The following is a 13,018-nucleotide window of genomic DNA, read 5'->3' as shown; positions in this document are numbered from 1 at the left end:
CGCCACGTATCTCACGCGCACGACGGGCGTGAGCAGCCCTCGTATGGCATGGCCTGCCGAGTGGTGGAAGCATGGATGTGTGATAGGCGCCGCTCCACGCCCATGCGAGGAGGGATCGTCATGGCCAAGCGTCTGGTCGTCTGCTGCGACGGCACGTGGAACTTCGCCGACCAACCGAGCAAGACCAACGTCGCCAAGGTCGCCCTGTCCGTGCGCCCTGGCTCCGAAGCCGGGAAGGAGCAGCGCGTCTACTACCACCGCGGCGTGGGCACCCATCGGCGGGAGCGGCTGCGCGGAGGCGCGTTCGGCATGGGTCTGTCCCAGAACGTCATCGACGCCTACCGGTTCCTCGTCGAGACGTACGAGCCCGACGACGAACTGTTCCTCTTCGGCTTCAGCCGAGGCGCGTTCACTGCGCGCAGCCTGGCGGGCCTGCTGCGCAACTGCGGGATTCTGCGCCGGGATCACCGCGACCGGATTCCGGAAGCCTGGGCTCTCTACCGGGACCGGATCGAACGACCGACCGGCGCGGCCGCGACGCTGTTCCGTCGCTCGTACGCGCGCGAGACGGAGATCCGTTTCATCGGAGTGTGGGACACAGTCGGAGCCCTGGGTGTCCCGCTGCCCGACACCGCATGGCTACAGCCTTCCGTGAACCGGTTCAACCACCGGTGGGCGTTCCACGACACCGAGCTGAGCAGCTGGGTCAGGGCGGCCTTCCACGCGCTGGCCGTCGACGAAGAGCGCTCGGCGTTCCGGCCGACCCTGTGGCACCAACAGTCCGGCGCCGCCGAGCAGGGCCAGGAGCTGAAGCAGGTGTGGTTCGCCGGGGTGCACTGCGATGTCGGTGGCGGTTACAAGGAGGCGGGGCTGTCCGACATCACCCTGCTGTGGATGGTCGACCAGGCTCGCAGACACGGGCTGCAGTTCGATGCCGATGTGCTCAGCGCGGCCGGGCCGAAGGTGATGAAGCCGGAGCGAAGCATCGACTTCCGTGTACAGCCGGACGGTTCGGGCCCGCTACACGCCTCGCGGACGGGCATGTACCGACTGGCCAAGCCCCTGCACCGGCCTCTCGGAAAAGCGGTGAGGGACGACGGTGAGCCCGATGGCAACGAGTTCCTCGCGGTGCCCACCAAGGAGCGCTACGACCGCGACCCGGGCTACCGGCCGCCGGAGCTGGAGCGTTACCTGGGCGGTCAGGACTCGATCCGGCTGGAGCCGGTGCTGCTGCCGGGCATCGCCGCGGGTCTGCCGCCCATGCCTCCCGCGGAGCCCGGCCCGGGGGCGACGGCCCAAGCGCCGGGCGGGCGCGACCGCGCCACCTGACAACGTCACCGCGCAGCGTCAACCCACGCCGCCCACTCCCCCCTCGCGCTGGTGCCGGGGCAGGTTAGGCCTTCCTCGCGGAGGTCCTCCACACGCTGCACCGTTTCCGGCCAGGCGCCCCCCGTTCCCCGTTTCGATGCCGAGCAGCGCAGCCGTGAGCCTTGCCCTGCCGATGATCCGGCGGCCCGCACGGCCATCTGGCTGACCAGCACACGCATGGCGCTGAGTCCCCCGGCGAGCTTCGCCGGGGGCGTCGCGGCCGTTGAGGAGAAGCCGGAGGATTGAGGGGAGCACGGGCTGAAGGGCGGCCTACGTCGTCGGGTCAAACAGGGCGAGTTGTCTCTTCATGCTGACGTTCTGCCCCACAGCCACCGACTCCGTGGGCGCGCTGCCGTCTCATGGCTGCTCGGCCGCGGCCAGGGCGGTGAGGACGCGTCGGGTCTTGCTGTCGGAGTGCTCGGAGAGGGCCACTCCGCGCTCCCGCACCGCGTCCTCCAGTTTCCGCTGCTCCCGCTCGGCCCGCGCCGTGAACGTATCGAGGTCGTCATCGTCGTTGGGCTTCACCCGGATCGAGACCTCCAGGAAGTCCAGGCCGGTGACCGACCACACCTCCAGGTCGACCTCCAAGTCGTCGAGTGGAACGTCGTCGGCCTTCGTCGAGTGGACCGGCCCCAGCGCGACCAGCCCCTCGAGCGGGACGGCGGGCGCACAGGCATGCAGGAACTGGTCCTGCACCGCGTCCACGGACGCGGCGGGGTCGGCCCCCGGCTCTACCGCGTCCGAGAGTGTCCCCGCCGGGTGAGCGTGCACCAAAGAGGCGGCCATCACCCGGCGGTGCCCCGACCAGTCCTCCTCGATCTTGTACGTGAACGGTTCCGCTTCGAAGGGGGCTGAGAAGCGGCCCACCAGTTGTTCCCGGGTACACGGACGCAACTTGACGGTCAGATCGTCGCGGTTCCCGCCGATCCTCAACCGCAGGATCACACCGGCGTCCAGCAGGGGCACCCGGCCCTCTGCGGCACTGTCTCGCTCCTCCGCGAACCAGATCCGGCGGGACGTCATCGGGCCGCGTGATCCGCCGAGGGACGAGACTGCCGCCGGCACGTCACCTTCGATGTTGACCTTGATCTCGATCGGTAGCAGGTCCATCGCATCTCTCTGCACGCATCCTGGGCTGGAGGGATTCCTCCGACGGTTACCAGGTGGGTTTCACGTCGGATCCGAAGCCGCCCCCGGCCGGGCGCTTCTCGAAGTGGAGATGAGGGCCGGTGGAGTTCCCGGTGGAGCCGACTTCCCCGATCTTCTGGCCGGCCTTGACCGGACCCGTTTTGACGGTCTGTTCGGAGAGGTGGCAGTACCAGTAGTCGAACCCGCCGGCGCGCAGCACGAGAAAGTTGCCGAAACTGCGGTCGCGTCCGTTGCGGACCATGGAACCGCCGAGCACCGCGACGCATGGTGTGCCATCCCGAGCGGCGTAGTCAGCGCCCGTGTGATAGCCCAGGCTCCAGTTGGGTCCCTTTATGCGGTACGCGGTCGTGACACGGTGCCTCGGTACAGGGGATGCGACGCGGCCACCAGAAACAGCAGAGGGCGTCGGGACGCGAAGCCGGTCCCAGGAGGTCTTGCCTGGAATGCCGTTGGCATCGTCCCCTTCGAATCCGATCTTCCGCTGCCAGGCGGCGTAGGACTGTTGGTCGACGTCCGTCCACTCGGGCCCGGGACCTGTCCGGTATTTGCCGCACCCTTCCGTCACCAGGCGTTTGCCCATCGAGGCGATCAGGGGGCTACGTTGTCCCTTGTGGAAGAAGCCCGTTCCTGGGAATGGCGCCAAGGAAGGCATGGTCCTCTCCTTTCAGTAAGGCGCCGGATCGCGATGGGGATTGGCCTGTTGAACGCGCGAGATGTCACCGTACCGGCGCCAGATGTAGTTGATCGCTGCCGCGATGTTGGCCACCGGGTCGTAGATCCGGTCGGACGTGCCCGCCTGGTGGTTCTCGGCGAACGTCCCGGGTATCACCTGGGCGTAGCCGCGTGAGCAGTTGAGCTTCGCACCGTCCGCCTGGACCGGGCCTGTTGCGTTCACGTCGGCCTGGTTCACCGCGTTCGGCCGGTGGGACGACTCCCGGAATATGAGGGTCAGCAGATTCGCTCCGTTGCCGACTCCCGTGACCCAGCTCCTCGGCGCCCCGGCCAGGTCGCATGCCCGTTCGGCGAACGCGCGGGCCGTCGCCTCGCCCGCGGCCACACCCGAGTTCTTCGAGAAGCGTACGGAACTCTTGGCGATAGCACCGGGATGGCGGCATTCCACGGCAAAACCTGCTCTGGCGCCGAGTTGGACCAGTGAGGAGCAGCCGGGGAATCCATCGGCAGCCGAACCGGTGAGTCCCAGCATGCGCTGCCATTTCGCGTAGGCCGCTCTGGTCTGCTCGCCGAAGAACCCGGTGACGCCGGCGGGTATGTCTATTCCGACTGCGATGAGCGCCGCCTGAACTTCCTTGACCTCATCGTTGCGCTTCCCGAAGCGCACTGTGGAGAGAGCAACCATCGCGCCTCCTCCGCAGCGTGGAGGCCGCCGGTCAGGGAGTACGTCTGCCGGTCGGTCACAGTTACCCTGTTTCCACCATGCGGCCGATGCGAGTCGCGCGCAAACCCGGAAACCGCTGGCAGGCGGGTTCCCTGACGAGCAGTTCACCGAAGCCCTGGCGCTCCGGTGGCCTGGCCCGGACACCCTCAGACCTTCGGGACCTCGAGCCTGTCCCAGCTGAACCGGCCGGGGACACCGTCGGCAGCGTTTCCCACGAAGCCCAGCTTCTGCTGCCAGGCGGTGTACGACCTCACATCGCCCGCTCCCCACACGTCGAGACCGGCATTGGACGTGTAGCGGTCACAGTCTTCGGCGACCAGTCGGCGGTGCATTCCCTCGATGACGGGAGATTTACTTCCCGCCTGGAAGAACGACGCACCGGGGAACGGCTCGAACTGGCTCTCAGCGGAGGACGGGTCGGTCGGCTGGGACACGAACGCCGGCCAGGAACCCGGGTCGACGTGGTCGTTCTCCGGGACATGGGCATGGGCGTACCACCCGCCTTGAGTCCGCCACTTGTCGGCGGGACACGCATTGCGGGACAGAGAGGTGGGGCGGCCCATGGGCCAGACGTCCGGTACGCCCCATGAGCTGATCCATGCATGGAGATCGTCCCAGCCCTCGCAAGGAGTGTCGATCAGCCTTGCGAACACCTTGCCGTTCACCCGGCAGTGCGGGAAGAACAAGGACTCGATCTGGATGACGACTTTGCCGGCCCGGTTCGTACGAGTACCACCGACCGCGTCGAACAGGGCTTTGGCGCGGGATGTGGCCGGGAAGAACTGGGCGAACGCTCCGGTGAAGGGATTCCAGAGGATATGCGGAGCCCGGCCTCTGCCGCTGCCGGTGAAGAAGCCCATGAGATTGGCGAACGGGACCAGATCCAGAGGAGCTTCGGCGGTTGCCTCCCTGTCCGCCGTGATGTGCGCGATCGCCCTTGCCGGGAACTCGGGGTCACACGGCGCATGGTCCCCCACGTCCACCTTGAGAGCTTGGGGCATCCACGGGTTGGGCATGCTGGCATCCTCCCTCCCGCACCGCACATGATCGGGGTGCAGCGGGTGCAACGGGGAAGGCGCACCGGACGAACAACGGGCCGTGCAGCAGGGCTTCCCCGCCCGTGCTTCCCACGATGCGCCTGATACGGGGCCGACAGCAAATCGTGAAGACTACAGGAAGCGGTTACCCGAATTCGGCTTTCGCCATCAAAACTGTTGACCGATTCCGGGCGCCGGAGACAGCTGATCATCGTGCAGCTCCACGCTTTCCGCCCTCTTACGGACGGTTGTAACGTTGTGTGAAGAGGACGTGCTATTGCCGTGGTCCATGTCGAGCAGGAGGTGCCTCGATGCGGTACGGCAGCGAGTGAATCAACGGCGGCATCCGCACCAAATCGCAGCGGGCCACCCACGCGCTCCTCCACGTCGTGGGCGTACGGCCGGAGCCCCTGTGCAGCGCGGACGCACGCCCCGACCGAAATTGACATGGTCTGCGCACGGAGCGAACCTGGAATCAGGCGCGCATGAACGGCCCCCAGAAGCTTTATTCAATCAGGCTTGCGTTCGCCGATCTGGGCCGCGCCCGCACGTCCTCGACGAGAATCCCGGCCGCGCCCGAGAGAGGAGACTCTCATGCACGGGCATGTAAAAGCCATCACCGGGGACGAGCCGATCTTCATGATCAAGGTCAGCGTCTACCGCCCCGATCTCACGCTCATCGGCCATGCCTACACCAACGACGACGGCTCGTACAGCGTCGATGTGCCGGCCAGTGAGACAGTCACCATCCGGTTCGACACCCATTACTCGCTCAACAACGCGGACAGCTGGCAGCCGTCGCTGGCCACCGACGTGGTCGCCGACGACGCCGTCCCGCTCGACCGCCGTCTGGTCCCCGTGGGCCAGTTCGCGGATACGGCGTGCGGCATCGACGTACTCGCCGCTTTCCTCCTGGCCTCGGCCGTGGAAGGACCGGAGTACGCCGCCCACGCCACGACCCGCTTGTCCCAGATCAAGCAGAACACCCTGTTCCTCGAGCACGTCCAGGCAGCCCTTCTCCGGCACTTCACGGAGCAGGCCGACGCCTGATGGGCCGTACCCGACCCAGCCGGTGGCATCGTGCCGCATGTCTTTTTCGTCCGACGCAGGAGGCCAGCGGCTGAAGCCCCGTACGGCAGACCATGGCTTTCCGGTGCAGGGCGCATGCCGGATTCGGTCCGACCCCAACGCAGACTGCCACGCGTCATGATGTGGAAAGGAGAGCGAATATGCCCAGGCAGGGAATGAATGACGCAAACCGCCGGCCGCAGTACGACGAAGCACGAGGACATCCCGAACTCATCTGCGTGGTGGCGGAAGACATGGGCGTGGAGATCACGCCCTCGGGCGCGTCCTCGGCCCGAGGGGCTGATGTGACCGGACTGAATGAGCTGGCGGCTGCGCCGGACCTCGTCCTGAAGCCGTTGTTCGACACGGACCTGGCGCGGCTGGGCCGCAGGGCCCAACAGACGCCGCGGGCGGGCGAGTCCGCTGATCAGGCTGAGGAGAACCTCGGCAGAATGGTGCGCTTCTACCAGGTGGACGCGCCCGAGGAGCGGCTCGAGGAACTCGCCCAAAGACTCCGGGAACTCGACGTCATCGAGACCGCCTACGTCAAGCCTGCTGCCGAACTCGCCCGGACCGGAACCGAGGCCCGGACCTGGACACGCCCCTACTTCAGGGCCCACGAGCGCAAGGAATCGCCCATCAACGACATGGCCCCCATTGGGCCGGACGCTCCGTCGATGACGCCCGACTACGCGGTCCGCCAGATCTACCTGGACCCGGGACCGGCCGGCATCAATGCCCGCCACGCATGGAAGCAGCCGGGCGGCACAGGGAAGGGGGTCCGGGTGATCGACTGCGAATGGGGCTGGCGCTTCGGACATGAGGACCTGCTCCAGAACCAGGGGGGTGTCATCTCAGGAATCAACAGCACCGACACCAATCACGGCACCGCCGTCCTCGGCGAAATCAGTGGTGACACGAACGGGTTCGGCGTCACCGGCATCGCGCCCGACGCGGTGATCAGCGCCTCGTCGTTCTCTCTGCCGACCGCGACCGCCATCCGGGCCGCTGCGGACCGACTGGGTCCCGGGGACGTCCTTCTCCTTGAGATTCACCGGCCGGGGCCACGGGCCACCGGGACAGGCCAGCAGGGCTTCATCGCGGTCGAGTGGTGGCCGGATGACTTTCTTGCCATCCGGTATGCCACGGGCAAAGGCGTGGTTGTCGTCGAAGCCGCCGGCAACGGCGCGGAGAATCTCGACGACCCGGTGTACGACAAGTCCCCTGGCTTCCCCCTGTGGTGGACCAACCCCTTCCGGCGCAGCCTGCTCGACTCCGGTGCCGTCGTCGTCGGCGCCGGCGCTCCCCCGCCCGGCACCCACGGCGCGGACTGGGGCCCCGACCGTTCCCGCCTCGACTTCTCCAACTTCGGCTCGTGCCTGGACACGCAGGGTTGGGGCCGAGAGGTCACCACAACGGGATACGGCGACCTGCAGGCCGGGGAGAATCCCGATTTCTGGTACACCGACAGGTTCAGCGGGACGTCGAGCGCGTCCCCGATCGTCGTTGGCGCTGTCGCCTGTGTGCAGGGCGTACTGAAGGCAAGCGACCGTAGCCCACTGGACGGGTGGCAGGTCCGGGACCTGCTGAGGAACACCGGCTGGCCTCAGCAGGACGCGCCCGGACGCCCGGCCACCCAGCGGATCGGAAACCGGCCCGACCTGAGTCAGCTGATTCCGGCCGCGCTGGCGTGATCACCGGCGATCGCAGTTGACAGCCACGCCGCGACGGCCGGACCGCCCGCGCCGCCGGTCAGCAGCCCTTCGGCACCTAGCGCGGCTCTTCTTCGAGCGGGCGGTGGATCAGCCGCGCCAGACGACGTCCGGAACGGACAGGTGCCGCAGGGCCGGGTTGACGAAGTAGATGACGGACAGCTGGACGACGGAGGCGATGGGCACGTCTCCGCCCTCTGGGTCGTCGTCGGCCACAGCGGGTCGCTCGGCGAAGACCCGTCTGCCGCGGCCTGCGCCGCGACATGGCTCCGGCCTCCGGCCGAAGCCGGAGGCGACCAGCCTTCCGGCTGTGTCCCATGGCGGTGACCGGCCGGCGGCTGGCTGGACCGCTTCATCAGGGCCGAACAGCGGGGCCCCGGCTTCATGGCGCCGCACTGGTACGGCGGCGAGTTCCGCACCGAGGCGGCCGTGGAGCAGCTGCGCGGCTGTCCGAACGCCGCGTACGAGTGTTCGTGCCCGGGTGTGACGACCGCAAGCCGATCCAGCCGACGGATCTCGCGCTGACCCCGCGGGACAGGGCGTTCCGCACTGCGCCGTCACCCGATGAACCTTCAACCACCAGGTCTGCTGGGCTACTTTGCGCATGTTTCCAATGTCTGCAAGCATCGATAGCAGGAAAACGTGTACAGAATGCGGCCAGCGCGACACCGCCCGCCCGCACCTCGGCAGAGCCGACGCCTTTCATCCGACGCCATCTCGCCTGCCACGCACACTGTGTCTCTCAGACACGACCGCCACAATTGATCAGGCCAGGAGGCACATCATGGCCACGGCGGAACTCACTTCCGAACGGGAGTCGGACTATCTGTCGCAACTGACGATGGCCGCGGCACGCTACGAGAACCGGACCGAACAGCGGGAGGGAAACCAGACCGTTCTCAAGACGCGCGGCGTGCTGTACGCCGACGCCCCCGAGCGGGTCGAGAAGCGGCTGGCGCGGCTCGGCGCCGACTGGGCGATGGCGCGGGCGATCGAGCGGACACCTACGGAGCCCGCCAGCAGCGCGGGAAGCACTCTGCAACTGCCCCCGGATGCCTTCACCAGTGATGTGCTGGGCCTGGAGCGCATCATCGGGCGCAACAACCTCGCCCCGGTGGCGTTCCTGGAGGAGGGCTTCCAAGTCTCCCGCTCGGTCGGCCGGGTCACGATCACCGGACCGGGCGGCGGACACGGCACCGGCTTCATGGTGTCCCCGTCCCTGCTGCTCACCAACAACCATGTGCTGCGCAACCCCGAGGACGCACACCGCAGCAGGGTCGCGTTCGCGTTCCAGGACGGCGTCGACGGTGGCCCGCTGGTGCCGGCGGTCTTCGCACTGGAGCCACAGCGGTTCTTCGTCACCGACCGGGCGCTGGACTACAGCCTCGTCGCAGTGGCCCCGCGCGGCACGCAGGGGGAGGCGCTGTCGTCGTTCGGCCGGCTGGTCCTCAGCGAAGCCCAGGGGAAGGTCATCATCGGGGAGTTCGTCAACATCATCCAGCACCCCCGGGGCGAGCCGAAGCAGATCGCGCTGCGCGAGAACCAGATTGTCGACGTGCTGGAGCGGTTCCTGCATTACGAGTCCGACACCCGTGAGGGCTCGTCGGGGTCGCCCGTCTTCAACGACCAGTGGGAGGTCGTCGCCCTGCACCACTCGGCCGTCCCGAAGACCGACGACCAGGGCCGGCCACTGAGCATCGACGGCTCGGTGTGGCGCCCGGACATGGGTGACCAGCAACTGGCGTGGCGGGCCAACGAAGGCGTGCGGATCAGCCGGGTGCTGAGTGCGCTGCGCGAGGTCAACCTGACCGGTGAGGCGGCCCGGCTGCGGGACGAAGTCTTCACCACCGGACTCACGCCGTCGCCCGTGGAGAGTGCCCCGCCGATGCCCACCCCGACGGCCGACGGCGGCGGCGGCACCTTCATGGCGGGCACCAACGGGTCAGGGACCCAGGCCCACTCGAAGGCGCAGGAACAGGCACAGGCACAGGCACAGGGTCTGCCATCACCGGTGGCCGGCGGTGCCGCGCAGCTCACCGTCCCGCTGCGGATTACCGTCGACTTCGGCACCTCGTCGGTCTCGTCAGCCGGCCTCCTCGCCTCCATGCCTGCGCTCGCGCCGTCGCCGACAGCAGGGCCGCAGCCCTCGGCCGGGCGGACGGACGTCGTGTCAGCGGTCGAGAAGGACGTCGACGCCGCGCTGGTCAACCACCGGCTCGCGCAGGAGCGGCCGTACTACGACCGCAGCGCCGACGCGGCGGCGCGCGAGGCGTACTACGCGAGCGTGGACACCCACGACGGTGACGCGCTGCGCCGTGCGCTCACCGCGCTGCTGGAGGAGACCCACACCCCGCAGCCCCGCTACAAGCCGATGCGGCTGGTCTACCCCTGGGTCGACCTGCACAAGGACGGCCGGCTGCGCAGCATCTACTCGGGCAAGGACTTCTCCCCCGAGGAGCTGATAAGGGCGGACGCGGCCGTCGCCGAGGTGCGGCTGGCGAGGGTGCAGGAACTGCTGCTCCAGGAGAGCACGGCGGGTCCGGCCGAGTTCGAGGCGGAGTTCGACGCGCTGGAGGCGTCGATGCCGTTCAACTGCGAGCACGTGGTTCCGCAGTCGTGGTTCGCCAAGCAGGAGCCGATGCGGGGTGATCTCCACCACCTGTTCGCCTGCGAGGTCGGCTGCAACAGCTTCCGCGGCAACTTCCCGTACTTCGACTTCCCCGACTTCGAGGAAGCGGTCCGGGACGACTGCGGGATGCGCGAGAGTGTGGGATTCGAGCCGGAGAACGGCAAGGGAGCGGTCTCCCGGGCCACTCTGTACTTCCTGCTCCGGTATCCGGCACAGGTCGGCGACGCCGCGCGCGAGTTCCCCGAGGACCGGCTGCCCGTGCTGCTGAAGTGGCACGAGCGGGAGCCGGTCACCGAATACGAGCTGCACCGCAACGCGGCCATCGCGGAACTCCAGGGCAACCGGAATCCGCTGATAGACCATCCCGACTGGGCCCGCCGGATCGACTTCTCCGGGGTCTGGCCCTGAGGGATCCAGCCTCATGGCCGCACCTGTCCGGCCCCGCCACCCGGTCGGCGAACGCGGTGCGGGCGCGGGCCACACGGCCGGCCGGGACATCGTCTTCGGCACCGGCGAGACATCCTCAAGGACGGTGGTAGACATGTCAGGAGTCTTCGCCCCGTCACGCCCCCTGCCGGACGCACCGCAGCTCCTGGCTCTCTCCCGCCTCGACGACCTGCTGGCCCAGGCCGTCGAGGCGGTGACGGACCGTGGGGAGGCGGAGAGCGCGGCCGACACCATCATCCCTGGCCTGCACATCAGCGCCTTCCGGGCCCGGCGTCTGCTCCAACTCCCCCGCGCGGGCCCGCCGATCGATCCCCGGCCCGGCTGGGACCGCATCATGGACGATCACGTCGGCTGGTCCTGGCTGCGGACCCGCCACGCCCTCACCGACCTCGAACTCGACCTGGTCCTGATGGCGCTGGCGCCCGAGGTGGACCTCCGCTACGAGCGGATCTACGGCTATCTCCAAGACAACCTGAGCCGCGGCCGCCCTCTGGTCGGGCTCGTCCTCGACCTGCTGGCGGCCACTCCCGAGGAGCGGCCCGCGATCCGGGGCGTCCTGGCGCCCGACGCGCCGCTGCTCGGACAACGCATCCTCACCCTCGTCCCCGACCCCCGGCCAGTGGCCCCTCCGTTCCTCGCGCACTTCCTGGTGCCGGACGAGCAGATCACCGACGTACTCCTCGGGCAGAGCGGCCTGGACCGCAGACTCGCCGGGTGCTGCCGGCTGGAAGGACCACCGGCCCTCGACGCGGACCTCACCCGCAGGGCCGGCTGGGCCGACGGGCGACGCCCGGTGCGCCTGTACGCCCAGGGGCCTGCCGGGTCCCCCAGAAGCCGGCTCGCCCACGATCTCGCGGCGGGCCTGGGCGTCGCGCTGCTGACCCTGGACCCCGCCGGGCTCCCGAACGACGACACCGACGCGGCGGCGCACCTGTTGGCCCTGGTCTTCCGGGAGGCGTCGCTGCTTGGCGCGCTCCTGAACATCGACGGCGTCGAGCACCTCGGGCTCCCGGAACGGGTCCTCGGCGACCTCCTTGCGGAGCACGACGGCCCCGTCGTCATGGAGGGGGAGCACGACTGGACTCCCCCGGCCCGGCACGCCCTCGGCGTCGTGCCCGTGCCCGTCCCCCGCTGTGACCTCGCCACGCGGCGGGCGCTGTGGGAGCGGGAACTGGCCGCCCACGGCGTGACCGCTGCCCCCGCCGACGTGCGCGATGTCGCAGCCCGCTTCCACCTCGGCCCGGACCGGATCGCCGACGCCACTCTGACCGCTGTCGGCGAGGCCGGCCGGCGCGCGGCACGGGCCGGCTCCCAGGACGCAGTCGCCGATGCGGCACCGACTCGGCCGGAGCTGTTCGCCGCCGCCCGGGCCCAGAACAGTCACCGCCTGGCGGGCCTGGCGCAGCACGTGGAGACCGTCCACGGATGGGACGACATCGTGCTATCGCCCGGCTGCGCCGCCCAGCTCACCGAAGTGTGCGAACGGGTGGCACACAGCGGACGGGTCATGGACGACTGGGGCTTCGAGCACACCCTGTCGCGCGGAAAGGGCGTCAGCTGTCTGTTCACCGGCCCGCCGGGCACGGGCAAGACCATGGCGGCGGAGGTCATCGCCCATGAGCTGGGGCTCGGCCTGGCCAGGATCGACCTCGCCACGGTGGTCAGCAAGTACATCGGAGAGACGGAGAAGAACCTCGACCGCATCTTCCGGGCCGCGACCGACACCGACGCCGTCCTGCTCTTCGACGAGGCCGACGCACTGTTCGGCAGACGCTCGGAGGTACGGGACGCGCACGACCGTTACGCCAACATCGAAATCGCGTATCTGCTGCAACGCATCGAGGAGTACGAGGGCCTGGTCGTCCTGACCACCAACCTGCGTCGCAATCTGGACGAGGCGTTCACCCGGCGGCTGCAGTTCATCGTCGAGTTCCCCGTCCCGGGCCCGGCCGACCGGGAACGTATCTGGCGGGTGTGCTTCCCGCCCGAGGCCCCGCGCGACCCGGCGCTGGACTTCGCCGGGCTGGCCCGCGACTTCCCGCTGACCGGCGGCAGTATCCGCAACGTCGTGCTGCACGCCGCGTTCCTGGCCGCGTCCGCGGGCACCCCGATCGGGCTGCCGCACCTGCTGCGGGCCACCCGGCGGGAGTTCCAGAAGCTGGATCAGGTGATGCCGGGGTCCGGGCAGCCCGACGGCGGAGAGTTGGGCTGA

The 13,018-nt window shown here is 68.8% G+C and carries 10 protein-coding genes; 5 read left to right on the top strand and 5 right to left on the bottom strand.

Features of this window, described 5'->3' with window-relative positions; genetic code table 11:
• Nucleotides 1-120 precede the first annotated feature (120 nt).
• Nucleotides 121-1,329, top strand: coding sequence for a DUF2235 domain-containing protein (locus ACFWJX_RS30445; RefSeq protein ID WP_383249438.1), 1,209 nt, complete (start codon nt 121-123; stop codon nt 1,327-1,329).
• 396 nt (nt 1,330-1,725) lie between these two features.
• Here ACFWJX_RS30445 and ACFWJX_RS30440 read toward each other — a convergent pair whose 3' ends face one another.
• The 4 genes from ACFWJX_RS30440 to ACFWJX_RS30425 all read right to left on the bottom strand — a co-directional run bounded on the left by ACFWJX_RS30440 (nt 1,726) and on the right by ACFWJX_RS30425 (nt 4,929).
• Nucleotides 1,726-2,478: a hypothetical protein gene (locus tag ACFWJX_RS30440; protein ID WP_383249436.1), complete on the bottom strand. Its 753-nt coding sequence runs from the start codon at nt 2,476-2,478 to the stop codon at nt 1,726-1,728.
• 46 nt (nt 2,479-2,524) lie between these two features.
• The gene (locus ACFWJX_RS30435) at nt 2,525-3,169 is read right to left on the bottom strand and encodes a peptidoglycan-binding protein (protein ID WP_383249434.1); all 645 of its coding nucleotides are present in this window, start codon (nt 3,167-3,169) and stop codon (nt 2,525-2,527) included.
• Nucleotides 3,170-3,181: 12 nt separating this feature from the next.
• Nucleotides 3,182-3,874 (bottom strand): transglycosylase SLT domain-containing protein, encoded by a 693-nt coding sequence (locus ACFWJX_RS30430; protein WP_383249432.1) that lies wholly within the window; start codon nt 3,872-3,874, stop codon nt 3,182-3,184.
• Between the two features lie 185 nt (nt 3,875-4,059).
• Nucleotides 4,060-4,929 (bottom strand): peptidoglycan-binding protein, encoded by an 870-nt coding sequence (locus ACFWJX_RS30425; protein WP_383249430.1) that lies wholly within the window; start codon nt 4,927-4,929, stop codon nt 4,060-4,062.
• 615 nt (nt 4,930-5,544) lie between these two features.
• Between ACFWJX_RS30425 and ACFWJX_RS30420 the strand changes: the two genes are divergently transcribed.
• Entirely contained in the window at nt 5,545-6,000 is a 456-nt protein-coding gene (locus tag ACFWJX_RS30420; protein WP_383249428.1) for a carboxypeptidase regulatory-like domain-containing protein, read from the top strand.
• A 179-nt stretch (nt 6,001-6,179) separates the two neighbouring features.
• Nucleotides 6,180-7,712: a S8 family peptidase gene (locus ACFWJX_RS30415; RefSeq protein ID WP_383249426.1), complete on the top strand. Its 1,533-nt coding sequence runs from the start codon at nt 6,180-6,182 to the stop codon at nt 7,710-7,712.
• 108 nt (nt 7,713-7,820) lie between these two features.
• On the opposite strand, the gene ACFWJX_RS30410 is transcribed toward ACFWJX_RS30415, so the two are convergent.
• Nucleotides 7,821-7,946: a hypothetical protein gene (locus tag ACFWJX_RS30410; RefSeq protein ID WP_383249424.1), complete on the bottom strand. Its 126-nt coding sequence runs from the start codon at nt 7,944-7,946 to the stop codon at nt 7,821-7,823.
• A gap of 568 nt (nt 7,947-8,514) precedes the next feature.
• Between ACFWJX_RS30410 and ACFWJX_RS30405 the strand changes: the two genes are divergently transcribed.
• Entirely contained in the window at nt 8,515-10,767 is a 2,253-nt protein-coding gene (locus ACFWJX_RS30405) for an endonuclease (protein ID WP_383249422.1), read from the top strand.
• Nucleotides 10,768-10,900: 133 nt separating this feature from the next.
• Nucleotides 10,901-13,018: an AAA family ATPase gene (locus ACFWJX_RS30400; RefSeq protein WP_383249420.1), complete on the top strand. Its 2,118-nt coding sequence runs from the start codon at nt 10,901-10,903 to the stop codon at nt 13,016-13,018.

Origin of the sequence: Streptomyces sp. NPDC058335 (genome assembly GCF_042723915.1) — a bacterium.
Classification (GTDB): Bacteria; Actinomycetota; Actinomycetes; order Streptomycetales; family Streptomycetaceae; genus Streptomyces.
The sequence above is the reverse complement of the archived record's forward strand: the minus strand, read 5'-3'. Positions and strand labels throughout refer to the sequence as shown.

Coding starts and splice junctions, on each gene's coding strand:
- ACFWJX_RS30445 (WP_383249438.1), top strand. CDS start 121: ATGGCCAAGCGTCTGGTCGTCTGCTGCGACGGCACGTGGAACTTCGCC.
- ACFWJX_RS30430 (WP_383249432.1), bottom strand. CDS start 3,874: ATGGTTGCTCTCTCCACAGTGCGCTTCGGGAAGCGCAACGATGAGGTC.
- ACFWJX_RS30440 (WP_383249436.1), bottom strand. CDS start 2,478: ATGGACCTGCTACCGATCGAGATCAAGGTCAACATCGAAGGTGACGTG.
- ACFWJX_RS30415 (WP_383249426.1), top strand. CDS start 6,180: ATGCCCAGGCAGGGAATGAATGACGCAAACCGCCGGCCGCAGTACGAC.
- ACFWJX_RS30435 (WP_383249434.1), bottom strand. CDS start 3,169: ATGCCTTCCTTGGCGCCATTCCCAGGAACGGGCTTCTTCCACAAGGGA.
- ACFWJX_RS30400 (WP_383249420.1), top strand. CDS start 10,901: ATGTCAGGAGTCTTCGCCCCGTCACGCCCCCTGCCGGACGCACCGCAG.
- ACFWJX_RS30420 (WP_383249428.1), top strand. CDS start 5,545: ATGCACGGGCATGTAAAAGCCATCACCGGGGACGAGCCGATCTTCATG.
- ACFWJX_RS30425 (WP_383249430.1), bottom strand. CDS start 4,929: ATGCCCAACCCGTGGATGCCCCAAGCTCTCAAGGTGGACGTGGGGGAC.
- ACFWJX_RS30405 (WP_383249422.1), top strand. CDS start 8,515: ATGGCCACGGCGGAACTCACTTCCGAACGGGAGTCGGACTATCTGTCG.